A 21,944-nucleotide genomic window follows, 5' to 3' on the forward strand; every position below is an offset into this window, starting at 1 on the left:
CTCTTCGTTCTCCAGCGCACCTCCGTGATCAAGGGCGGGGCGGGGCCGGGGGCACGGCTCGCCACGGAGGTGCTCACCGGCCTGGCCCCGGGCCGGCGCAGTCACGTGATCGCGGAGACGGGGCGGACGGTGCTGAGAGCCGTCCCGGCCCGGCGGCGGAGGGAGCCCGCCGTCCGGGAACTTCACCAGGTCCTCGCCGGGAGCGTCCCTCGCACGCGCCCGGCTTCGCCGGCGTGAGGCGTGTCCCGGATCCGAGCCGGTCCGGGACACGCCATGACGGGGTCGTCAGGCGCCGCGCAGGACCGCGCCGGTCCGCTCGGCCGCCACCGCGACCGCCGCGTCCCTGGCCTGGGACGCCTCCTCCGCGGTCAGCGTCCGGTCCGCCGCCCGGAACCGCAGCGCGTAGGCCAGCGACTTGCGGCCCTCGCCGACCTGCTCGCCGGTGTACACGTCGAACAGCCGGATCGCCTCCAGCAGCTCGCCCGCGCCCTCCCGCAGCGCCGCCTCGACGTCGGCGGCGGGCACCGCGGAGCCGACGACCAGCGCGACATCCTGGGTGGCGACCGGGTAGGTCGAGACGTGCGGCGCCCGCACCGGCACCGGCTCGCCCAGCCGGCGCAGCTCCAGCTCCATCGCGCAGCTGCGCTCCGGAAGCCCGTACGCCTTGGTGACCCGGGGGTGCAGCTCGCCCGCGTGGCCGACGAGGACGTCACCGGCGTACAGGGCGGCGCAGCGGCCCGGGTGCCAGGGCGCGTGCCGGTCCGCCCTGACCGTCAGCTCGACGCCGACCTCGCGGGCGACCGTCCGCGCGGCCTCGACGGCGTCCGCCCACAGCGCCGGACGGCCCGCGCCCCACCAGCCGGAGCGCTCGCGCTCACCGGACAGCGCCACCGCCACCCGGTAGGGCTGGTCGGGCAGCGCCGCCTCCACCGAGGCGATCTCCTCCGCCGTCGGGCCGCGATCCACCCGCAGCCGCGGCGACCGCTCCGGCGCTCCGGGACGGGGCAGGAACACCGCTCCCGTCTCGAAGAGGGCCGCGTCGCCGAACCCGCGCCCCACGTTGTGCCCCAGCGCGCGCAGCAGGCCCGGCAGCAGCGTGGTGCGCAGGAGCGGCTCGTCCTCCGACATCGGGTTGGCCAGCCGCAGCGCCGCGCGGCGCGCGTCGTCGGCCGGAAGCTGCAGGTCGTCCCAGTCCTTCTCGGCGGCGAACGGGAAGGCCAGCACCTCGACGTAGCCCGCGCCGGCAAGGGCGCGGCCGATCCGGCGGCGCAGCCGCTGCTCGCCGGTCAGACCCTGCCCGGCGGCCCGCGGCGGCCGTGAGGGGATGTGGTCGTACCCCTCGAGCCTGATGACCTCCTCGGCGAGGTCGTTCGGCTCGGTCAGGTCCGGGCGCCACGCCGGCGGCGTCACGGTGAGGACGTCCCCGCCCGTCACGGCGCAGCCGACCTGCTCCAGCCGCCGGACGACCGCCTCGCGCGGGTAGGTCAGGCCCGCCACCCGCCCCGGGTGGCCCGCCGCCATCGTGATCGTCACGGGCTCGGCGGGCACCTGCGCGTGCGTGACGCCGGGCACGATCTCGGCGCCGCCGAGCTCGGCCAGCATCCGCGCCGCCCGGTACGAGGCGTACAGCGGCAGGTCGCGGTCGACCCCGCGCTCGAACCGGTAGGACGCCTCGCTGTGCAGCCGGTGCCGGCGCGCCATCCGGGCGATGCCCGGGGCGTCGAAGTGCGCGGCCTCGATGACCATCGCGGTGGACCGGTCGTCGATCTCCGTCGCCAGACCGCCCATCGTGCCCGCCAGGGAGATCGGCCCCGAGGCGTCGGTGATGAGGATGTCGTCCGGGTCCAGGGCCCGCTTGACGTGGTCGAGCGTCTCCAGCATCTCGCCCTGCGCCGCGCGCCGCACCACGATCGGGCCGGTCAGCTTGGCCCGGTCGAAGGCGTGCAGCGGCTGCCCGAGCTCCAGCATCAGGTAGTTGGTGACGTCCACGGCCAGCGACACCGCGCGCATCCCGGCGCGGTGCAGGCGGACCCGCATCCACATCGGCGTCCGCGCGTCCGCGTCGAAGCCGCGCACCTCCCGCAGCACGAACCGGTCGGCGGCCGTGGGGTCGCCGATGCTCGCCGGGTAGGACTCCCCCGCCTCGGCAGGCGGCTCGACGTCGGCGGGGTCGGTGAACGGCACGCCGTAGGCCACGGCCGCCTCGCGGGCGATGCCGCGGATCGACAGCGCGTAGCTCCGGTCCGGGGTGACGGCGATGTCCAGCACGTCGTCGCGCAGCCCGAGCAGCTCCACCGCGTCCGTGCCCGCGGGCGTGCCCGGCGGCAGCACGAGGATGCCGCTGTGATCGTCGCCGATGCCCAGCTCGGTGACCGAGCAGATCATGCCCTCCGACAGCCGGCCGTAGGTCTTGCGCGACCCGATCCGGAAACCGCCGGGCAGCACCCCGCCGGGCAGGATCACGACGACGTCGTCGCCGACGGCGAAGTTCGTCGCACCGCACACGATGCTCTGCGGCTCGCCCGTCCCGTTCGCCCGCCCCACGTCCACCTGGCAGTAGCGGATGGGCTTCTTGAAGCCGGTCAGCTCCTCGATCTCCAGGACCCGGCCCACCACCAGCGGCCCACTGAGGTCGGCGCCCGCCTCCTCCACGGTCTCGACCTCGAGGCCCGCGGCGATCAGCTTGGCGGCCAGCTCGCGGCCGGTGACGCCGGCCGGGAGCTCCACGTGCTCACGCAGCCAGGAAAGCGGCGCCCGCATCAGATCTCCATCCCGAACGGGAGGGTGAACCGGACGTCGCCCTCCACCATGTCGTGCATGTCCTCCACACCGTGCCGGAACATCAGCGTCCGCTCGACGCCCAGCCCGAACGCCCAGCCGCTGTAGCGGTCCGGGTCGACGCCGCAGGCGACCAGCACCCGCGGGTTGACCATGCCGCAGCCGCCGAGCTCGATCCAGCCCTCGGAGTGGCAGGTGCGGCACGGGTCCGCCCCCCGCTCCACCGAGGCGCCGCGGCACACGAAGCACTGCATGTCGACCTCTGCCGAGGGCTCGGTGAAGGGGAAGTACGACGGCCGGAACCGCGTCCGCAGCCCCGGGCCGAACATCCCGCCGACGAACGCGTCGATGCCGCCGCGAAGGTCGGCCATCGTCAGGCCCTCGTCCACCGCGAGACCCTCGAGCTGGTGGAAGACGGGGCTGTGCGTGGCGTCCAGCTCGTCGGTGCGGAACGTGCGCCCCGGCACCACCACGTACACCGGCAGCGGCCGCGACAGCAGCGACCTGATCTGCACGGGCGAGGTGTGCGTGCGCAGCACCAGCCCGGTCTCCTCCGCCCCCACGAAGAAGGTGTCCTGCATGGTGCGGGCCGGGTGGTCGGGGGTGAAGTTGAGCGCGTCGAAGTTGAACCACTCCGCCTCGACCTCGGGCCCCTCGGCGACCTCGAAGCCCATGGCGACGAAGACGTCGGCCATCCGCTCCTGCAGCGTGGTCAGCGGGTGCCGGGCCCCGCGGGGGGCGCGGTCCCACGGCAGCGTGACGTCGACGGTCTCCTCGACGAGGACGCGCTGGTCGCGCTCCTCCTCCAGCTCGGCCTGGCGGGCCTTAAGCGCCTGGGAGACCGCCCCGCGGGCGGCGCCGATGCGCTTGCCGGCCTCGGCGCGGCCGGCGGGCGGCAGCGCGCCGATCTCACGGTTGGCCAGCGCCAGGGGGGAACGGTCTCCGGCGTGCGCCAGGCGGACCTGCTTGAGCGCCTCGAGGTCGGCGGCGGCGGCGATGGCGGCGAGCGCCTCGGCTCGGGCCCGCTCCAGCTCTTCGGGCTGCAATGCGGACACCTCGACAGGGTCGTAGGACTTGTTGGGTGCAGACATGGTGGTGTGATGACTCCGGTCGGCGTGGGACGCCCGCAGTCTAGTGCGCGGGCGGTGGGTATCCGGCAGGACGTGCGCGTTCCGCGCTGCCCGCGGCGCGCCCGGCGCCGGCTCCGGTGTCGAAGACCGGGCTCAGCCAGCGTAGTCGGGGGCCCCCGCGGGCATGGTAAATCGGAACTCCGCGCCGCCGCCGGGCGCGCGCCGCACCGTGATCGTGCCGCCGTGCGCCTCGACGAGGCCCTTCACGATGTACAGGCCGAGTCCGGTGCCGCCGCGGCGGTTGCCGCCCGGCCCGCGCCAGAACTGCCGGAAGACGCGCTGGACGGCCTCGGGCGGAATGCCCTCGCCCTCGTCGCGCACCGACACCGCGGCCCCCTCCTCGTGCACGTCCGGCTCCACCACGATGGTGACGGTTCCGGCTCCGTGCCGCACCGCGTTCTCCACGAGGTTACCGAGGATCTGGTCGACCTTGTCCGGATCCAACCACATCTCTGGCAGCTCACCGCGCGTCTCGAAACGGAACCGGTCGGCCGCGTCCCCGGCCGCCACCCGGCCCGCGATGACCTTGCGGACCTCGTCGGGGAGGTCGACGACCTGCCGGCGCATCTCCAGCCGGCCCGCCTCGATGCGGGACACGTCCAGCAGCTCGGTGATCAGCCGCGTCACCCGGTCGGCGTCGGCGTTGACCGTCTCCAGCATCACGCGCTTCTGGTCGTCGTTGAAGCGGTGCCACTTGGCCAGCAGCGTGGCGGTGAAGCCCTTGACGCTCGTCAGCGGGGAACGCAGCTCGTGGGCCACGGTGGAGACCAGGTCGGCGCGGTCGCGCTCCTGCCGGGTGCGGTGCGCCGCGTCCCGCAGGCAGACGCTGAACCGTTCCACTTTCCCCCCGGGATCGCGCCGGTAGGCGGCGGTCACCAGGAGTTCGGTGCCGCCGGGGAGGAACAGCACGCGCTCGGGGTGCCGGGTCCTGGTGCCCAGGCCGTCGTAGGGCGCCAGGCACTTCCACCAGTCGCGTCCCTCCGCGTCGTGCAGCGGCAGGACGTCGCGGAAGTCGATGCCGAGGGCGGCCTCGGCGGTGATCCCGGTCATCCGGACGGCGGCGGCGTTGAACAGCACGACGCGGGCGTCGCGATCGGCCACCAGGAGCCCGTCGGGCAGGTCGTCGGCAGGGTTCTCCCCGGGTCGCGCACCGGACCCGGCGGGCACGCGCGCGGCCACGCGGGGGGGTTCCTCTCCGCCCACAGCGGCCTCCAGAACACCGGTGAGAACGCGGCCTGTCGAGAACAGACTCTATCTGCCCCCGGGGACCTTACGGGACCCGGAAAAGGCCCTGCGGCAAGGCATTTGTAGCCATCGGGCGGTGTGTCGCCACCCCGCGCGGCGCCCTCACCTGCGCCTGCGCGGATCGGCGCGGCCGCCGCGGCGGCCCCCGACGATGGCACGGAAAGGTGACACAACGGATCTGGACACGCCGGATCCGTCACCCGGAGGGACACGTGGCGACGCTCCCCGTGCGACACACCGGCGGCGGAAGCGGCACCGGCGGGGGGAGCCGGGGCGGGACTCAGCGGGAGGGGGCGGAGGCGTCCCCGGACGCCAGCGCGGTCATCGCGTCCGCGTGCAGGGGGAAGAGCCGGTGCAGGCCGGTGATGCGCAGCAGCCGCAGCTGGGCGGGCCGCACACCGGCGATCTCGATCTCGCCGCCGCGCGCGGCGAGGTGGTTGCGCGCGGCCACCAGCGCGCCGAGACCGGTCGCGTCGCAGAACGGGACGGCGGAGAAGTCGGCCACCAGCCGGCGGAAGCCCGCGGCGTGCAGCTCGACCAGGGCCGCCCGGAGCCCGTCGGCGGTGTGCAGGTCGATCTCGCCCTCCACCGTGACCACGGCGGCGTCGCCGCGCACCCGCGCGACCTCCACCCGCAGGCCCGGCACGCGGCGGACGGGCCGCGACGGCGCGGCGGGTCCGCCCGCCCGGCAGCGGACCTCCGGCGCGCGCCGAGCCGTCCTCCTGGCGGTCCTGGTCTCTTCGGTCATCACGTTCGCCCCCACTTCGCGCGGCGTCGTCGCCGCCCTGATCTTCACCGTAGGCACCCGTTGGAACGTGCAAATCCATCGCCGGACCGGTCCGCGCTCCTACCTCCGGACGAGTCCCCCGTGGCGCGGGCCCCCGCCCATCGTCCACGAGGAGACCATCGTCGCAGGTCACAAGCGGAGAAAAGGCGGAGTTGGCGACCGCTTGCGGCCATCCGACCACGGAATGCATCGCACATCCGTGACCGGCCTCACGACTCGCGCGCCGAACCTGCGTCAGCCCGCGTTTTCGGCACCCGTTGTGTGCACTCCTACCTTGCGCTGTGCCCGAGCGGAGGCGTAGAGGCAGACGGCGGCGGCCGTCGCCAGGTTGAGGCTCTCGGCGCGGCCGTAGATCGGTACCCGCACGACCTCGTCGACATGGCGCAGGATCTCCTCGGGCAGGCCCCACGCCTCGTTGCCGAACACCCAGGCGGTGGGACGCGCCAGCAGCCCCTCGTCGAGGCTCTCGTCCAGGGTCCGCTCACCCGCCCCGTCGGCCGCGAGGACGGTCAGGCCCGACCGCTTCAGCTCGGGGATCAGCGTGTCGAACCGCGGGCCGACCACCACCGGCAGGTGGAACAGGCTTCCGGCCGAGGCGCGCACGCACTTGCCGTTGTAGGGGTCGACGGAGGCGTCGGTGAACACCACCGTCTCCGAGCCCGCCGCGTCGGCGGTGCGCAGCACCGTCCCCGCGTTACCGGGGTCCCGGACGTGCGCCAGCACCGTCACCAGCTTCGGGCCGGCCTCCAGGGCGGCGCCGAGCGCGACGTCGACGAACCCGCACACCGCCAGCAGCCCCTGCGGGGTGACGGTCTGCGCGAGCTCGGCCATGACCTCGCCGCTGACCCGCAGCACCGGGGCGCCCGCGCGCTCGGCGGCCAGGACCAGCTCGGGGTGCCGGGCCTCGGCCTCGGCCGTGGTGAACAGCTCGGCCAGCCCGCCGGGGATCTCCAGCGCCTCCCGGACCGCCTGCGGCCCCTCGGCGAGGAAGCGCCGCTCACGGCGCCGGAAGGCGCGCTTGGCGAGCCGGCGAGCGGCCTTCACCCGCGGTGATCGGATAGAGGTCAGCTCGCGGCCCGCCATGCTTCGATCGCCTGAACGCCGGAGACCCGGCTCAGGCCGCCTCCGAACCCTCGGCCGGGAGCGCGTCCTTGGCGACCTTGACCAGGGCGGCGAACGCGGCGGCGTCGTTCACGGCGAGCTCGGCCAGCATGCGCCGGTCGACCTCGACCTCGGCGGCCTTCAGGCCCTGGATGAACCGGTTGTAGGTGATGCCGTTGGCGCGGGCGGCGGCGTTGATCCGCTGGATCCACAGCCGGCGGAACTGTCCCTTGCGGTCCTTGCGGTCCCGGAAGGCGTACGTCATCGAGTGGAGCTGCTGCTCCTTGGCCTTGCGGTACAGGCGCGACCGCTGGCCGCGGTAGCCGCTCGACCGCTCCAGGACGACCCGACGCTTCTTGGCGGCGTTGACCGCCCGCTTCACGCGTGCCACGTGCTGAACTCCTTCGTGGGGGCCGGGGCCGTACGGGCTCCGGCCGGTCGCTGATGTTGGTCGTGGACTACTTGCGCAGCAGCTTCTTGATGTTCTTGGCGTCGGCGTCGGCCACCACGGCGGGGCCGTTCAGGCGGCGCGTCCGCTTGGACGGCTTGTGCTCGAGCAGGTGGTTCTTGTTGGCGCGGCGGCGCATCACCTTGCCGGAGCCTGTCAGCTTGAACCGCCTCTTGGCACCACTGTGCGTCTTGGTCTTCGGCATGGTCGCCGTCGTCTCCCTCGCTCCTGGACCCCCGCGCGGCGGCACGGAGGCGCGCCTGAATCGGCGCATCGCACGGATCCCGTGGACACGCCGGGCCAGGCTTCAATGTACGTGCGTCACGACCCCGCGAGAACGCGAGGGCGTCGTTCGGGCCCGCCACGAGGGCAGGCCCAGGTGACCGGTTCGCCCAGGAGTCCGTCCCGGGGTCTCCGGCGTCGGCCTGCCGGCGCTCCCGCTCACGGCGGGCGCCGGGCGGACCGTCAGGCGGTGCCGTGCTCCGCGTCCTGCCCGCGAGCGGCGGCGCGCTCGGCCTTGGCCTCCGCCTTCTTCTTGTGCGGACCGATCACCATGATCATGTTCCGGCCGTCCTGCTTGGGCCGCGACTCGACGAAGCCGAGCTCCTCGACGTCGTCGGCCAGCCGCTGCAGCAGCCGGAAACCGAGCTCGGGGCGGGACTGCTCACGACCACGGAACATGATCGTGACCTTCACCTTGTCCCCGGCCTTCAGGAACCGCACCACGTGACCCTTCTTGGTCTCGTAGTCGTGCGGGTCGATCTTCGGGCGGAGCTTGATCTCCTTGATGACCGTGTGCGCCTGGTTCTTCCGCGCCTCACGCGCCTTCATCGCGGACTCGTACTTGAACTTGCCGTAGTCCATGAGCTTGGCGACGGGCGGGCGCGCGGTGGGCGCCACCTCGACCAGGTCGAGGTCCGACTCACGCGCCAGTTCAAGGGCCTTGGCGATGGGAACGATGCCCACCTGTTCGCCGTTCGGGCCGACGAGCCGGACCTCGGGCACGCGAATGCGGTCGTTGATACGCGGTTCGGCGCTGATGGGACCTCCTTGGGGCCGTTCTCAAGTTCTTGGACCGGTCGTACCCCGGGGCCTTCATGCGAAAAGCCCCGCACGACTCGCATGCGGGGCCACCTTCGGTCTCCCCGGACGACGGACCGCCCGGGGACGACGGCAGGACGAGCGCGCACGCGCCCGTTCGCCGGACCGAGAACCCACCGGCTTCTTCCAGCCGGTCAGGTGGGAGGTGGCCTCCGCTTGAGCGCCCGGCGCGCGCGATCGGTTCGGATCGCGAGCACAGGGCCGGTCAGCCACTAAGAATAGCACCTGACTCGGCCTCCGGAGCCGGGCGGCCGCACGGCGTCCGGCGGACCGGCCCCGCCGCGACGCGGGCCGTATGGAGTACGTCACTCGTACGAACCCCCGGACGCTCCCGGCCATTCCCCGGAAACCCCCCAGAAGTTCGCAGGATCCGGCTTGCGCCGGGTGACGCTCATGTGCCTTTGCGGGCCTCGGCCGGACGGTCCGGGCTTGTTACCGTGGTCCGAGACGGCCCGGGTGGGTCCGGCACCAGGGAGGTATTCCCCAGATGCCCTCGATCGAGGCCGGCGGTCCCGGCCCTCTCACCGCCCTGCCGCCGGTCAGGCTCGAGTTCGCGCAGAAGGCGTTCATCGTGGTCGGCGGCAGCCTGCTGATGGTCCGCAAGTCCGCGGACGACCCGTACCACCCCTGCCGCTGGGAGGTCCCCGGCGGCCGCCTGGAGATGGCCGACCTCGACCTGGACGACCACATCCGGCGCGAGGTGTGGGAGGAGGTCGGCCTCAAGATCGATCCGGGGCCGCCGTTCCATCTGTGGCAGTGGTACATGCCCGACGCGTCCCGCGGCCTCCCCGGCGGCCGGGTCCGGGTGGTGGCCGCCGCGCGGCACTGCCGCGCGCTCTCCACCGACGCCGGAGTCCACAACCAGGAGGCGGGCGACCACCTGGCCGAGTGCCGGTGGGTGCCGCTCGACGAGGTCGAGCGCCGCGAGCTCATCCCCAGCCTGCGCCCGGTGGTGCGGGCCTTCCTGTCGCGTCCCGGTTAGCGGCCCATGGACCCAGCGGCGGGCGACGCCCGCTCGCCGGTGCGGTGGCCCGGCCTCGACGGCGCGGCGCGGCGCCGGTTCGCGCTGTTCGTCATCGGGGACGTGCGGATCGAGGTCCGCGCCTCGCTGCCGGACGTGCGCTTCGGCGACCTGGCCGCCGACCGCCTCTGCTACGCCCCGGCGCGCGCCCTGGTCGCCGGGACGGCGGTCAACCTGGCGCGGTACGCGCGGGGCTACTTCGCGCGGGTGAGCGTCCTGGGCAGGGTGGGGGACGACGAGTACACCCCGATCATCCGCCGCGAGCTGCGGCGCCTCGGCGTGCGGGACCGGCTCCGCGTGGAGCGGGACGCCGCCAACGGCGTGACGATCATGCTGCGCGACCGCCCGCGCGGCGGCCGGCCCGGCGTGCGGCTGCTCGTGGCGGAGGAGGAGGCCCCGGCGCGGCGCCTGGCCGAGTCCGACGTCCGCGCGGCGGCCACCGGGATACGCCGGGCGGACGTGCTGTTCATGGACGGCTACGCGCTGCTGTCCCCGGTCTCGCGGGCCGCGCTGCACGCGGCGGCGAGGGTGGCCCGCGAGGCGGGCACGCTGGTCGCCTTCGACCTGGTCCCGCACGACATCGACGCGCGGCTCCCGGCGATCGACGTGCTGCCGCTGCTGTCGGTCGCCGACGTCGTCATCGCCGAGGCGCCGACGCTCGCCCGGCTGCTCGGCCACCCCGTCCCGGTCGGCTCGGGCGAGGTCCGCGCGCTGCTGCCGGCGCTGGACCGGACCGTCCCCGGCAGGCCGCTGTGGCTGCTGCGCTTCGGCGCGACGGCGCTGGAGCACGTCCTCGCGCACCAGCGGGAACGGCTGCTCCTGGAGTATCCCTCCGGGTACGGCGCGGACGTGGAGCGGACGGGTTTCGGTGACCGGCTGGCCTCGGGCGAGCTCTACTGGTGGCTGTCGGCGCGCTGAGCGTCCCCGGCCGCACCTGCGGGAGGGGCGGCGGGGAGGGCGCGGCGCAGCGTGCGGACGGTGCGCAGGAAGCGCTCCCTGCTGTCGGGCAGGCCGAACGACTCCTGCCAGCGCCAGGCCCGGCGCGTTCCCGCGGCCGTGACCGCCCAGCGCAGGAACTGGCTCCGGACGCCGTCCCCTGGGTGGACCGTCGCGGTACCCGCCTCCTCGATCAGCAGGTAGGAGCGGCCCGCGAGAAAGTAGGAGCGCAGCGCCGTGCGGTCGGCGGGCTCTCCGGGAAGGCCGCTTCCCTCCACCACCGCGCGAACGCCGGGCGTGCCCGGGAGGAAATGCCAGTGCGCGTGGTCGATGCACGCTCCCCCGCCCTGTGAGGTCGCCGGACCGTGTTCGAACAGCAGGAAGGCGTCGCTCCCGTACGCCTCGCCGTAGAGGCCGGCGACCCGTTGCCGCCACCGGCAGGCCCGCCCCCACGTGCGTTTGCCGAACGCCCCGGCGCATTGGTGGTGGGCGCGGGTCACCAGCAGGAGGTGACCGTCCGTGAGGGGCGCGACGTCCGGCATCAGCAGGAAGTCGGCGTCGGCGGCGAGCACCGACGTCTCCCCCGGCAGGTTCGCCATGCCGTTGAACCGGAACCTCAGCGGCGGGCACAGGACGCAGTCGTCGCCGGGTTCGCCGTGCGCCGATGCCTCGGTCACCGCGTCCCTCCAGTAATCCGGGCGGCGTGGTCGGTCTCTTCCAGGTTGCCCGTGGTGGGGCGGCGCCGTTCCCCGGAAGGACGGCTACAGACACAGAACCCATGGGGTACAAAGCGTGTCCGGGCGGGCACATACAGAACGGAAGGCGACACCGTGAACCAGACCCCCCAGCCTCCCCGGCATCCCGCACCGGCGCCTCGCCCGGGCCGCCCCGCCGCCATCCGCGCGGCCTTCCTCCGGCCCGGCCGCGCCGACGGGCCCGCGGCCGCCCCCGGCACCGGGCCCGAGATCCCCGCCGCCATCGACATGGCCGTCCTCGCCACCCGGATCGAGGAGTCGCTGGACGTCCTGCGCGACACCTACGCGCCCGCCCTCGGCACCGGGGGCGGCTGGTACCACGAGCTGGCCAGGCCGGAGCCCGGCACGACGGCGACGGCGCTCGGGCTGCTGGCGTTCGTGGAGGCCGGGCGGCCGTTCGAGTACTTCGACGAGGGGCTGGCGTTCCTGGCCGCCCGGCAGACGACCTCCTCCGACGTCCTGCGCGACGGCGGCTGGGCGACCAAGACCAGCCTGGGGATGCCCGTGGTCGAGGCCACCGGCTGGATCGCCCGCTTCCTCGCCCGGGCCCGCTGCGACCTGCGCGAGGACGCGCCGGACCTGCGCCGGGCCTACAGCTGGCTGCTGCGGAACCAGAACTCCGACGGGGGCTGGGGTTCGCTGAGCGGCTGCCCATCACGGGTGTGGCTGACATGCCTGGCGCTGCGCGCGCTCTGCCAGCTCAATCCCTACGAGCCCGCGGTCGAGCGGGGCGTGGAGTGGCTGACCGCCGACCGGACCGCGCACCGGCCCGCGTGGGGACCCGTCCCCGCCGCGGGTCCGACCGTGACGCACACCGCGTTCGTGCTGGTGACGCTGGCCGAGGCCCGGCCCGATCTGCGGACCGAGCGGCTGCTGGACGCCTATGACTGGCTGCTGGAGCACCTGGACCCCGAGGAGGAGGACACCTGGATCGAGACCTACGACGTCTCGCCGCAGGGCGCCGGGGCCAAGCCGGTGTGGCGGCTCGCGCTGTGGCACTACGGGCTGCCGATCGCGCTCACCGCGATGCTGCGGGACCCGCGCGGCCCGCACGGGCCCACCGTGGCGCGCGTCTTCCGGACGCTGGCCCGCGGTGAGGTCACCGGGCCGCGCTGGAACGGGTACCCGGCCGGCGGCCGGACCTCGCTGTGGACGCTGTGGTGGCGGCTGGAGACGCTGCTCGCGCTGACCCGGGTCCCGCTCGCGGGCGAGGCCGACGTGCTGCACCTGCTCCCGGACGCGGCCATCGTCCAGCGCGCGCACGCGCGGGAGCGGCCGCTGGCCGCGCTGCTGCCGCACCGGCGGCGCCTGGATCCCGTCGCGCTGGTCCGGCAGCACTGGTCGGCGTTCCTGCTCGGCCTGGTCTGCCTCGCCAGCGCGGCCGGCGTCACCACCGGGACGTGGGGCTGGCGGGACTTCTGGCTCAGCGTGATCCTGCCGATCGTGCTGGCCAGCGTGGACGGGGCCGTGAAGCGGCGCCGCAGCCCCCGCGACCCGCCCGGCGCCCTCTGAGTCCTCAGGCCCGGCGCGCGAGCTCCGCCTCGCCCGCGGCGCGCATCGCCGCGACGGGCACGTCCTCGCGGCCGGTCATCAGCGCCACCTGCCGGACGGCCTGGTGCAGGAGCATCTCGAAGCCGCCGACGACCGTCCCGCCGGCGGCCTCGACCGCCGCCGCGAGCGCGGTGGGCCAGGGCGCGTACACCACGTCGAACAGCGCCGCGCCGGACGCGGCGACCGGCCCGGCGAACACGTCCGCGGCCCGGCCCGGAAGGGTCGAGACCACCAGCGCGGAGGGCAGGTGCTCGGGGACCCTGTCGAGGGTGACGACCCGCACCCGGACGCCGAACCGCTCCCCCACCCGCACGGCCCCGGCGGCGCGCTCCGGGGTCCGCGCCGCCAGGACCGCCTCGTCCAGGCCGAGCCCGGCCAGCGCCGCCAGGGCGGAGGCCGCGGTGGCGCCGCCGCCGAGGACCAGCGCGGACGCGGGGGCGTCCAGCCCCGCCTCGCGCAGGGCCGTGACGATCCCGTGGACGTCGGTGTTGTCGGCGTGCCGGCGGCCGTCGCGCAGCACGAGCGTGTTGGCCCCGCCGACCTTGGCGGCGAGGTCGGACACCGAGTCCGCCAGTTCGATGGCGACCCGTTTGAGCGGCATGGTCAGCGACAGGCCCGCCCACTCCGGGCCGAGCCCGCCGAGGACGGCTTCGAGACCGTCCTCGGCGCACTCGATCGCCTCGTAGGACCAGCCGTCCAGGCCCATGGCGGCGTACGCCGCGCGGTGCAGCACCGGCGACAGCGAGTGCGCGACCGGGGATCCCAGCACGGCCGCCCGGCGGACGGCCGTGCCCCTCGTCTCCGTCATTGCCCCGGGTGGTCCGCCTGCCACTTCCGGAACTCCCGCTCCATCGCCAGCCGCTCCTGCTCCGTCGTGCCGAACTTGGTGATCTTGTTCGTCGGGTCGACGGCGGTGAAGTAGAGCCACGTCCCCTCCTCCGGCGACACCGCGGCCTCCAGCGCGTCCGGACCGGGGTTGCAGATCGGCCCCGGCGGCAGTCCGGTGTGCCTGTAGGTGTTGTAGGGCGAGTCGACCTGGAGGTCCTTGTTGGTCACGCTCAGCCGTCGCTCGCCCAGCGCGTACAGGACGGTCGTGTCGAACTGGAGCCTCATGTTCTTCGCGATGCGGTTGCGGATCACCCTGGAGATCTTCGGAAGGTCGCTCGGCTTGCCGCCCTCGGCCTGGAGGAGGCTCGCCATCGTCAGCAGTTGCACGGGGGTCATGCTCGCCTCGCGCGCCTTGCCGACCAGGTCGACCTGCTCCGCCTCCTTGTTGAAGCGGGCCACCATGTCCTTGAGGATCTGCTTCGCCGACGCGTGCTTCGGGTCCAGGTCGTAGCGGCCCGGGTACAGGTAGCCCTCGATCTTGCCCTTGGCGTAGGAGGGCAGTCCGAGCTCCGCGGGGTTCCTGGCCGCCGCCTGGAACTCCTTGACGGAGATGCCGGTCTTCTTCGCCAGGAGCTGGTAGACCTCGCTCGCCCGCCGTCCCTCGGGGATGGTGAGCTGGCTGCCCGCCCGCGACTTGGGGTCCAGCAGCAGCGCCATCGCCGCCTTCGAGGACATCTTCTGACGCATCTGGTAGAAGCCCGGCTGGACGCTCGCGGCCCGGCTCTCCTTGTTGTAGACCTTCACGAACGCGCGGGTGCTCTTGACGACCTGGTGCCGCACCAGCGTCAGCCCGATCACCGAGCCGCTGGCGCCGTCCGGGATCTGGACCGTGACGCTGCCCGAGCCCGAGCCGCCGTAGTCCGGCGGGTGCATCTTGTCGTCCAGCATCGCGACCCCGAGCACGCCGCCGGTGCCGAACACCGCGACGATGAACGCCATCGCGAACAGCGCGGCGGCGCGGCCGTTGGTCTTGCGCCGCTTCTGCCGCGTGCGGACGCGCTGCTGGGCCCGCCGGCCGGGCGGCCGCTCCGGTGGGCGGCCTTCCCCGTGGGGATCTGGGAAGAGGTCCAAGTCGCTCATGGGCTCTCCCGGACGATCTCGCCTGAGGGACGGCCCGTCAACCGCTCCCCGTCCAGGGCCGCCTGGAGCAGCACCGCCGCGGCCGCCTGGTCGACGACCTTGCGGCGGGCCTGCCCGCGCACGCCCCCGGCCCGGAGGCCGGCCTCCGCCGTCACGGTGGTGAGGCGCTCGTCGTAGAGCCGCACCGTCCCCTCGGGCAGCCGCCCGGCCAGCCGCGCGGCGAACCTCCGGGCCGCCTCCGCCGCCGGGCCCTCGCGGCCCGACAGCGACGTCGGCAGCCCGACGACGACCTCGACCGCCTCGTGCTCGGCGGCCAGGGCCACCAGCCGGTCGACGTCCCCCTTGCCGCTCCGCACGGTCTCCAGGGGCGTGGCGAGGATGCCCCCGGGGTCGCAGCGGGCGACGCCCACGCGGACGCTCCCGACGTCGACGCCCAGCCGCACGCCGGGCCTCACGGCCGTCTCCCGCCGCGCGTCCGGGCACTCCCGGCGCACCATGCCGGTCGCCTCACCGCGTCCCCGCCCGGCCTCACGCGGCCCCTACGGCTCGCTCGACGGCGGCGAGCGCCTCGCCGATCGCGGCGGGGTTCGCGCCGCCGCCCTGGGCGAGGTCGTCCTTGCCGCCGCCGCCTCCGCCGAGGGTCTTGGCGGCCAGGCCGACCAGCGCGCCGGCCCTGAGGCCGCGCTCGCGGGCGCCCTCGGTGACCGCGACGACGACGACCGGGCGGTCCTTCGGCACGCCCGCGACCATCACCACGGCCGGGCGGGCGGTGAGGCGGCCGCGCACGTCGACGGCCAGCCTGCGCAGGTCGTCGGCGCCGGTGCCGTCCGGCGCGCGGTGGCCCACGAAGGCGATGCCGCCGAGGTCGGCGGCCCCGTCGGCGAGCGCCCCGGCGGCCGCGAGGACCTGCTGCGAGCGCAGCCGCTCCAGCTCCTTCTCGGCCTCGCGGAGCCGGGTGACCACGCCGGAGACGCGCTCGGGCAGCTCCTCCTTGCGCACCTTCATCTGCTCGGCGAGCTGCGCGACGAGCACGTTCTCGCGGGCCAGGAAGCGGAACGCGTCGATGCCCACGAGCGCCTCGACGCGGCGGACGCCGGCGCCGATGGACGACTCGCCGAGCACCTTGATCAGGCCGAGCTGGCCGGAGCGGGCGACGTGGGTGCCGCCGCACAGCTCGCGGGAGTAGTCGCCGACCTCGACGACCCGGACCTCGTCGCCGTACTTCTCGCCGAACAGCGCGAGCGCGCCCATCGCCCGGGCCTCGTCGATCGAGGTGTGGAAGGAGCGCACGTCCAGGTCGTTGACCAGGACCTCGTTGACCTCGTCCTCGACGTCGCGCAGCACGCTGACGGGAACGGCGCCGGAGGCGGTGAAGTCGAACCGGAACCGGCCGGGCGAGTTCTCCGAGCCGGCCTGGGCGGCGGACTCGCCGAGCGCGCGCCGGAACCCGGCGTGCACCATGTGCGTCGCGGTGTGCGAGCGGGAGATCGCCCGGCGCCGCGACACGTCGACCTCGGCGTGCGCGACGTCCCCGGCCTGCGCCTCGCCGCTGCGGACGCGGCCGCGGTGCACGACCAGCCCGGCGAGCGGGGCCTGCACGTCGGTCACCTCGACGACCGCGCCGTTGCCGAGCCGGATCACGCCCTGGTCGGCGAGCTGGCCGCCGCCCTCGGCGTAGAACGGGGTGCGGTCGAGGACGACCTCGACCTCGGTGCCCTCGCCCGCGGCGCGCGCGTTGGCGCCGTTCACCAGCAGGCCGACCAGGCGGGCGTCGCCGGTGAGGCTGCCGTAGCCGATGAAGTCGACCCGGCCGCCGGCGCCGGTGAGCAGCTCGTCCAGGACCGAGACGTCCAGGTTGCCGGTCTTCTTGTCGCGGGCGTCGCGCTTGGCGCGGTCCCGCTGCTCCCGCATCAGCCGGAGGAAGCCCTCCTCGTCGACCTGGAGACCCTGCTCCGAGGCCATCTCCAGGGTGAGGTCGATGGGGAAGCCGTAGGTGTCGTGGAGCTTGAACGCCTGCTCGCCGGCCAGCGCCCGGTCGCCGGCCCGCTTGGTCTCCGCCACCGCCGTGTCGAAGATCGTGGTGCCGGTGCGCAGCGTCTGGAGGAAGGACTCCTCCTCGGCGTCGATCACCGTGTGGATGTTCGCGGCGGTCCGCACCAGCTCGGGGTACTGCTCGCCCATCGCGCCGATCGCGACGGCGGTCAGCTCGTGCATGAGCCCGGCGTCCTGCCCGCCCAGCAGCCGCAGGTTGCGGATGGAGCGGCGCAGGATCCGGCGCAGCACGTAGCCGCGGCCCTCGTTGCCGGGGCGGATGCCGTCGGCGACCATCATCGTCCCGCTGCGGACGTGGTCGGCGATGACCCGCAGCGACACGTCCGCGCGCTGGTCGCGGCCGTAGCGGGTGCCGGTCAGCCCGGCGGCGCGGTCCAGGACCCGCCACAGGGTGTCGGTCTCGTAGATGTTGTCGACGCCCTGCAGGATCGCCGCCATGCGCTCCAGGCCCATGCCCGTGTCGATGTTCTTGGCGGGCAGGTCGCCGAGGATCGGGAAGTCGGTCTTGCTCTCGCCCGGACCCCGCTCGAACTGCATGAAGACGAGGTTCCACACCTCGAGGTAACGGTCCTCGTCGGCGACGGGACCGCCCTCACGGCCGTACTCGGGCCCGCGGTCGTAGTAGATCTCCGAGCAGGGGCCGCAGGGGCCGGGCACGCCCATCGACCAGAAGTTGTCCTCCATGCCGCGGCGCTGGATGCGCTCCAGCGGCACCCCGACCTTGTTGTGCCAGATGTCGCGGGCCTCGTCGTCGTCGGTGAAGACGGTGACCCACAGCTTCTCCTCGGGGAAGCCGAAGCCGCCGTCCTCACGGGGACGGGTCAGCAGCTCCCAGGCGAAGGGGATCGCCTGCTCCTTGAAGTACTCGCCGATGGAGAAGTTCCCCAGCATCTGGAAGAACGTGGCGTGCCGGGTGGTCCTGCCGACCTCGTCGATGTCGGGCGTGCGGACGCACTTCTGGGCGCTGGTCATCCGCTGCGACGGCGGCGTGCGCTGGCCGAGGAAGTACGGCTTGAACGGGACCATGCCGGCGTTGACCAGCAGCAGGGTGGGGTCCTCGGCGATCAGGCTGGCCGAGGGCACCACGGTGTGCCCGCGCTCTTCGAAGAACCCGAGGAAGCGGCGCGCGACCTCTGCCGACTCCATGATCAGTGGCCATCCTTCTCGTCGTCGATGATCGTGTATCGCGCTCTCAGGATCCGGCGTGGCCGGGAACCGTCGAGCTCGGGGGGAGCCTGGTCCATGCGGACGGCCTCGCGCAGCTCCTCCTCGCGGGCCCGCATCTCTGTACGCACGTCGGCCGCGAAATGTTTCAGCCGCGCGCCGGCGTCCTGCCCGGTGGTCACCGCCCGGGCGGCGACGCCCTCGGGGGACAGGGTCCGCGCGAGCCGCTCCACCTTGCGCTTGACGCGGTGCGTGGCGTAGACGCCGACGCCGGCGCCGACCGACAGCCAGAAGACCCGTCTCATCGGCGCCCCTTCCCCTGGGACCGGGCCTGCAACTGCGGGCGGTCCGGGGCGGCGGCCCGCCCCTCGCCCTCGCGGTTGCCGAGGGCCTTGCGCACCCCGTAGGAGAAGGCGGCGGCCTTCACCAGCGGTCCGCCGACCACCGAGGTCATGACGGTGGTGACGGCCGAGACGTTCTGCGTCACCCCGGCGACCTGCTTGGTGATGACGTCGGTACGGCCGAGCTGCTCGTTGGCGCGCTTCACGGTGCTGGTCATGTCGTCCAGGAGGGGGGCAGCCTGGTCCCCGAAGTCCCTGACCACCCTGCTCGCCTCACCGAGCAGCCGGGCGAGCCTGAGCAGCGTGAACGCGATGAACGAGACGAGCACCGCCCAGAACACGGCCACGATGAGGCCTGCTAGCTGTCCTCCAGTGAGCATCAGGGCTTCCGTTCGCTGTGTGTTCGGCTCGGGCCGGGTGTGATCTGACAGACCTTACCGGGACCCCGGCCTCCGCCGCGGGCGCCCGGGGACGGCCGTGCGGCGCGGGCGCCCGCGCCCGCGACCCGTTCCGGGGCCCGGACCCGGGCCGCCGACAGGGGGAAGGGTATCGGGACCGGGCGGGCGATGAGGGCCGCTCGGCGCCTCAGCGCCCCCCGGTGCCGCGCAGCACCGAGCGGATCCGGGCGAGGACCTCGGTGAAGCGCGACTCGGCGCCGTGCCGGGTGGGACGGTAGTACTCAATGCCGTGCACGGCGTCGGGGGCGTACTGCTGCCGGACGACGCCGCCGGGGTGGTCGTGGGCGTACTTGTAGCCCTTCCCGTGCCCGATCTTCGCCGCGCCCTTGTAGTGCGCGTCGCGAAGATGCCCCGGGACGGGCCCGGCGAGGCCCTTGCGGACGTCGGCGAGCGCCTCGTCCACGGCGGTGATGACCGCGTTGGACTTGGGCGCCAGCGAGAGGTGGACGACGGCCTGCGCCAGGTTGATGCGGGCCTCGGGCAGGCCGACGAACTCGACCGCCTGCGCGGCGGCGACCGCGGTCTGCAGCGCGGTCGGGTCGGCCATCCCGACGTCCTCGCTGGCGTGCACGATCAGCCGGCGCGCGATGAACCGCGGATCCTCACCGGCCTCGATCATGCGGGCGAGGTAGTGCAGCGCCGCGTCGACGTCGCTGCCGCGGATGCTCTTGATGAAGGCGCTGATGACGTCGTAGTGCTGGTCGCCCTCGCGGTCGTAGCGGACGGCCGCCCGGTCGACGGCCTTCTCCAGCACGCCGACGTCGATCAGCCTCGGCGGGGGCCGCTCCGCGTCGCCGCGCTCGCCCGGCGCCCCGGCGGCGGCGTCCTCGGCGTCGGCCACCAGGGCGGCGGCCTCCAGGTAGGTGAGGGTGCGGCGGGCGTCGCCGCCGGCGAGCCTGATCAGGTGGTCCTCCGCCGCGGGGTCGAGGGCGACCGCGCCGCCGAGCCCGCGCTCGTCTTCGAGCGCGCGGCCGATGACCTCGCGCAGCTCGTCCTCGCCGAGCGGCTCCAGGGTGAGCAGCAGCGACCGGGACAGCAGCGGGCTGATCACGGAGAAGAAAGGGTTCTCGGTGGTGGCGCCGATGAAGGAGACCCAGCGGTTCTCGACGGCGGGCAGCAGCGCGTCCTGCTGGGCCTTGTTGAAGCGGTGGACCTCGTCGACGAACAGGACCGTCTGGCGGCCGGTCATGCCGAGCTCGCGGCGGGCCAGGTCGATCTCGGCGCGGACGCGCTTGACCCCGTCGCTGACCGCGGAGATCTCGACGAAGCGGCGGGAGGTGACGTGGCTCACGACGGTGGCCAGGGTCGTCTTGCCCGTGCCCGGCGGACCCCACAGGATCAGCGACATGGGGGCGTCCCGGTCGACGAGCTGCCGGATCGGGGTACCGGGCCCGACCAGATGCGCCTGGCCGACCACCTCGTCCAGCCCGCGGGGACGCATCCGCACCGCGAGCGGCCGCCGCTCCCCCGCCCCGCCCGCGCCGTTCCCCCCGGAGCCGGCGGGGACGCGCTCCGGCGCGGCGCGCGGGACCGCCTGCTCCCCGTCCGCCGGCTCGTCGGCCGCCGGGTCTTCGAACAGGCCCTCCGGCCGGCCCGGTTCCGTCCTGCTGGTCACGCTCCGACACTATCCCGGCGCCGGGACATCATCGGACGTTCCCGGACGCGGTCGTCCAGGGCGGGCGGCAGCGAGGTGGCCCAGAGCGCGGCGACGACGATCGCGGCCCCGATCGCGCCGTCCAGCCAGTAGTGGTTGGCCGTCAGGACCACGACCAGGAGGGTGATCACCGGATGGGCGGCGACCAGGTACCGCCACCGCCCGCGGCCGTAGCGGATCACGGCCCAGGCGATCAGCAGCGCCCAGCCGACGTGCAGCGACGGCATCGCGGCGAACTGGTTGGTCATGCCCTCCCCCGGGCGCGTCTCGTACGCGGTCGGGCCGTAGGCGGTCATCAGGTCGACGAGCCCGTGGCCGGGCAGCAGCCGGGGCGGGGCGAGCGGGAAGAGCGAGTGGACGGCCAGCGCCGCCGCCAGCGACCCGATGAGCGCCGCGCGGACCCGCGGCCAGGCCGGACGCCGCCAGAAGTACACCCACCCCATGAAAGCCATGATCGCCGGGAAGTGGACGCGGACGTAGTACTCGTTGGCGAGGCGGGCCCAGCCGTCCCAGCGCAGGGCGCCGCGCTGCAGCGACGCCTCGTCCGGCAGGTGGAGGGCCCGCTCCAGGTCCCACAGCCGGCGCGCGTTGCCGAACGCCTCGTCCGCGCGGCCGTCGATCAGATGCCTGCCGTACCCGTACAGGCTCCACGCCGCCGCCATCACCAGGACCTGGAGGGCGGCGGCGCAGGCGAGGCCGATGATCCGCCGGTCGTGCCGCAGTGCCGCTCCTTGATCTCCCCGTCGCCGCATGTCGTTCATCATCCAGCTACCCGGAGTCGCGTAAGTGATACGTCAGGAGGGTTCCGGCTCCGCCTCAGGTCCGAGACCCCGGGGGAACCCACGGCGGTGCCACGACGTTAAATTCGCCCAGAAGACCGAATCAGGAGCGTGACGGTGTCCGGTACGACCCAGCGTCGGCGGCACGGGCTGGCAGGGCTGCTCGTGGCGCTGTTCGTGGTCGCCGGGCTGGCCTTCAGCTACGGGCTGGGCCACGCACCCCCCGCGCGCCTGTGCACCGAGCACTCGGTGAGCGTCCCCGTGGACGCCGCCGCGGCGGCGGCCCGGCACCACCCGCCGTCCGAGAGGACGGGGCCGCCCACCTCCACGGGAACGCGGATCGCGGCGCCGCTCGCGCTCCACGGCGTCCCCGCGCTCGGCGGGTCCGCGGGCACCGCCGCGAACGCGCCGCTGTCGCCGCTACCTCCACTGGACGCGTGCCTGTGCCTGGCCGTCCTGTTCACGCTCATGGTGCTCGCCCTTCTGGCCGCGGGGGCATGGCGCGCGTTCCGGAGGCTCCCCGCCCGTGCCGGCTGGGAGCGCGCCGCCCCGGCGGGCGCCCTTCCCGCTCTCCTCTCGCTCTCCTCACTACAGGTTCTCAGGCTGTGACGGACCGGCCGTAAGGCCACCGGCACCGTCCGTGACGTCCCCAGGACGTTCGTCGTACGGCGCTGC

The 21,944-nt window shown here is 74.1% G+C and carries 21 protein-coding genes; 4 read left to right on the plus strand and 17 right to left on the minus strand.

Going from position 1 to position 21,944, the window contains the following annotated elements:
* Positions 1-285: 285 nt before the first annotated feature.
* The 8 genes from pheT to infC form a co-directional block, all read right to left on the minus strand.
* Entirely contained in the window at positions 286-2,760 is a 2,475-nt protein-coding gene (gene pheT / locus E1291_RS06210) for a phenylalanine--tRNA ligase subunit beta (RefSeq protein ID WP_131736758.1), read from the minus strand.
* Entirely contained in the window at positions 2,760-3,869 is a 1,110-nt protein-coding gene (pheS, locus tag E1291_RS06215) for a phenylalanine--tRNA ligase subunit alpha (RefSeq protein WP_131736759.1), read from the minus strand. The genes pheT and pheS overlap by 1 nt, the downstream gene beginning before the upstream one ends.
* Before the next feature lie 132 nt (positions 3,870-4,001).
* Entirely contained in the window at positions 4,002-5,087 is a 1,086-nt protein-coding gene (locus E1291_RS06220) for a sensor histidine kinase (RefSeq protein WP_131736760.1), read from the minus strand.
* A gap of 346 nt (positions 5,088-5,433) precedes the next feature.
* Positions 5,434-5,958 (minus strand): STAS domain-containing protein, encoded by a 525-nt coding sequence (locus E1291_RS06225; RefSeq protein ID WP_242613972.1) that lies wholly within the window; start codon positions 5,956-5,958, stop codon positions 5,434-5,436.
* 216 nt (positions 5,959-6,174) lie between these two features.
* The gene (locus tag E1291_RS06230) at positions 6,175-7,023 is read right to left on the minus strand and encodes a TrmH family RNA methyltransferase (RefSeq protein WP_131736761.1); all 849 of its coding nucleotides are present in this window, start codon (positions 7,021-7,023) and stop codon (positions 6,175-6,177) included.
* 31 nt (positions 7,024-7,054) lie between these two features.
* On the minus strand, positions 7,055-7,432 hold the full coding sequence (gene rplT, locus E1291_RS06235; protein WP_131736762.1) for a 50S ribosomal protein L20: 378 nt from the start codon (positions 7,430-7,432) through the stop codon (positions 7,055-7,057).
* A gap of 67 nt (positions 7,433-7,499) precedes the next feature.
* Positions 7,500-7,694 carry a 50S ribosomal protein L35 gene (rpmI, locus tag E1291_RS06240; protein ID WP_131736763.1) on the minus strand — a complete coding sequence of 65 codons (195 nt, stop codon included), beginning with the start codon at positions 7,692-7,694 and terminating at the stop codon, positions 7,500-7,502.
* A gap of 260 nt (positions 7,695-7,954) precedes the next feature.
* Positions 7,955-8,530: a translation initiation factor IF-3 gene (gene infC, locus E1291_RS06245; protein WP_131736764.1), complete on the minus strand. Its 576-nt coding sequence runs from the start codon at positions 8,528-8,530 to the stop codon at positions 7,955-7,957.
* A gap of 547 nt (positions 8,531-9,077) precedes the next feature.
* Between infC and E1291_RS06250 the strand changes: the two genes are divergently transcribed.
* On the plus strand, positions 9,078-9,572 hold the full coding sequence (locus E1291_RS06250; protein ID WP_131736765.1) for an NUDIX domain-containing protein: 495 nt from the start codon (positions 9,078-9,080) through the stop codon (positions 9,570-9,572).
* A gap of 6 nt (positions 9,573-9,578) precedes the next feature.
* Positions 9,579-10,529 (plus strand): PfkB family carbohydrate kinase, encoded by a 951-nt coding sequence (locus E1291_RS06255; RefSeq protein ID WP_131736766.1) that lies wholly within the window; start codon positions 9,579-9,581, stop codon positions 10,527-10,529.
* On the opposite strand, the gene E1291_RS06260 is transcribed toward E1291_RS06255, so the two are convergent.
* Entirely contained in the window at positions 10,505-11,224 is a 720-nt protein-coding gene (locus tag E1291_RS06260; RefSeq protein WP_131736767.1) for an HIT family protein, read from the minus strand. The two genes, E1291_RS06255 and E1291_RS06260, sit on opposite strands and share 25 nt — an antisense overlap.
* Before the next feature lie 153 nt (positions 11,225-11,377).
* Between E1291_RS06260 and E1291_RS06265 the strand changes: the two genes are divergently transcribed.
* Complete coding sequence (locus E1291_RS06265) at positions 11,378-12,814, plus strand: prenyltransferase/squalene oxidase repeat-containing protein (RefSeq protein ID WP_131736768.1); 1,437 nt, start codon at positions 11,378-11,380, stop codon at positions 12,812-12,814.
* 4 nt (positions 12,815-12,818) lie between these two features.
* Here E1291_RS06265 and E1291_RS06270 read toward each other — a convergent pair whose 3' ends face one another.
* The 8 genes from E1291_RS06270 to E1291_RS06305 form a co-directional block, all read right to left on the minus strand.
* Positions 12,819-13,661 (minus strand): shikimate dehydrogenase, encoded by an 843-nt coding sequence (locus E1291_RS06270; RefSeq protein ID WP_131736769.1) that lies wholly within the window; start codon positions 13,659-13,661, stop codon positions 12,819-12,821.
* Positions 13,658-14,821: an endolytic transglycosylase MltG gene (gene mltG / locus E1291_RS06275; RefSeq protein WP_131736770.1), complete on the minus strand. Its 1,164-nt coding sequence runs from the start codon at positions 14,819-14,821 to the stop codon at positions 13,658-13,660. The genes E1291_RS06270 and mltG overlap by 4 nt, the downstream gene beginning before the upstream one ends.
* On the minus strand, positions 14,818-15,276 hold the full coding sequence (gene ruvX / locus E1291_RS06280) for a Holliday junction resolvase RuvX (RefSeq protein ID WP_131736799.1): 459 nt from the start codon (positions 15,274-15,276) through the stop codon (positions 14,818-14,820). Before ruvX ends, mltG begins: the two co-directional genes overlap by 4 nt.
* A 73-nt stretch (positions 15,277-15,349) precedes the next feature.
* Positions 15,350-18,019 carry an alanine--tRNA ligase gene (gene alaS, locus E1291_RS06285; RefSeq protein WP_131736771.1) on the minus strand — a complete coding sequence of 890 codons (2,670 nt, stop codon included), beginning with the start codon at positions 18,017-18,019 and terminating at the stop codon, positions 15,350-15,352.
* A gap of 2 nt (positions 18,020-18,021) precedes the next feature.
* Positions 18,022-18,342 carry a hypothetical protein gene (locus E1291_RS06290; RefSeq protein WP_131736772.1) on the minus strand — a complete coding sequence of 107 codons (321 nt, stop codon included), beginning with the start codon at positions 18,340-18,342 and terminating at the stop codon, positions 18,022-18,024.
* The gene (locus E1291_RS06295; RefSeq protein WP_131736773.1) at positions 18,339-18,758 is read right to left on the minus strand and encodes a DUF948 domain-containing protein; all 420 of its coding nucleotides are present in this window, start codon (positions 18,756-18,758) and stop codon (positions 18,339-18,341) included. The genes E1291_RS06290 and E1291_RS06295 overlap by 4 nt, the downstream gene beginning before the upstream one ends.
* 205 nt (positions 18,759-18,963) lie before the next feature.
* The gene (locus E1291_RS06300; protein WP_242613974.1) at positions 18,964-20,277 is read right to left on the minus strand and encodes a replication-associated recombination protein A; all 1,314 of its coding nucleotides are present in this window, start codon (positions 20,275-20,277) and stop codon (positions 18,964-18,966) included.
* A 170-nt stretch (positions 20,278-20,447) separates the two neighbouring features.
* Positions 20,448-21,242, minus strand: coding sequence for a phosphatase PAP2 family protein (locus E1291_RS06305; protein ID WP_165494980.1), 795 nt, complete (start codon positions 21,240-21,242; stop codon positions 20,448-20,450).
* A gap of 144 nt (positions 21,243-21,386) precedes the next feature.
* Here E1291_RS06305 and E1291_RS06310 point away from each other — a divergent pair, with 144 nt between their 5' ends.
* Entirely contained in the window at positions 21,387-21,878 is a 492-nt protein-coding gene (locus tag E1291_RS06310; protein ID WP_131736776.1) for a hypothetical protein, read from the plus strand.
* Positions 21,879-21,944: the final 66 nt, after the last annotated feature.

Origin of the sequence: Actinomadura roseirufa, from assembly GCF_900659635.1 — a bacterium.
In the GTDB taxonomy this organism is placed as follows: Bacteria; Actinomycetota; Actinomycetes; order Streptosporangiales; family Streptosporangiaceae; genus Spirillospora; species Spirillospora roseirufa.

Bases quoted from the DNA above. Each gene is read 5' to 3' on its own strand.
- pheT (WP_131736758.1), bottom strand. From the start codon at position 2,760: ATGCGGGCGCCGCTTTCCTGGCTGCGTGAGCACGTGGAGCTCCCGGCC.
- pheS (WP_131736759.1), bottom strand. From the start codon at position 3,869: ATGTCTGCACCCAACAAGTCCTACGACCCTGTCGAGGTGTCCGCATTG.
- E1291_RS06230 (WP_131736761.1), bottom strand. From the start codon at position 7,023: ATGGCGGGCCGCGAGCTGACCTCTATCCGATCACCGCGGGTGAAGGCC.
- rpmI (WP_131736763.1), bottom strand. From the start codon at position 7,694: ATGCCGAAGACCAAGACGCACAGTGGTGCCAAGAGGCGGTTCAAGCTG.
- E1291_RS06250 (WP_131736765.1), top strand. From the start codon at position 9,078: ATGCCCTCGATCGAGGCCGGCGGTCCCGGCCCTCTCACCGCCCTGCCG.
- E1291_RS06255 (WP_131736766.1), top strand. From the start codon at position 9,579: ATGGACCCAGCGGCGGGCGACGCCCGCTCGCCGGTGCGGTGGCCCGGC.
- E1291_RS06270 (WP_131736769.1), bottom strand. From the start codon at position 13,661: ATGACGGAGACGAGGGGCACGGCCGTCCGCCGGGCGGCCGTGCTGGGA.
- mltG (WP_131736770.1), bottom strand. From the start codon at position 14,821: ATGAGCGACTTGGACCTCTTCCCAGATCCCCACGGGGAAGGCCGCCCA.
- alaS (WP_131736771.1), bottom strand. From the start codon at position 18,019: ATGGAGTCGGCAGAGGTCGCGCGCCGCTTCCTCGGGTTCTTCGAAGAG.
- E1291_RS06290 (WP_131736772.1), bottom strand. From the start codon at position 18,342: ATGAGACGGGTCTTCTGGCTGTCGGTCGGCGCCGGCGTCGGCGTCTAC.
- E1291_RS06295 (WP_131736773.1), bottom strand. From the start codon at position 18,758: ATGCTCACTGGAGGACAGCTAGCAGGCCTCATCGTGGCCGTGTTCTGG.
- E1291_RS06300 (WP_242613974.1), bottom strand. From the start codon at position 20,277: ATGCGTCCCCGCGGGCTGGACGAGGTGGTCGGCCAGGCGCATCTGGTC.
- E1291_RS06305 (WP_165494980.1), bottom strand. From the start codon at position 21,242: ATGCGGCGACGGGGAGATCAAGGAGCGGCACTGCGGCACGACCGGCGG.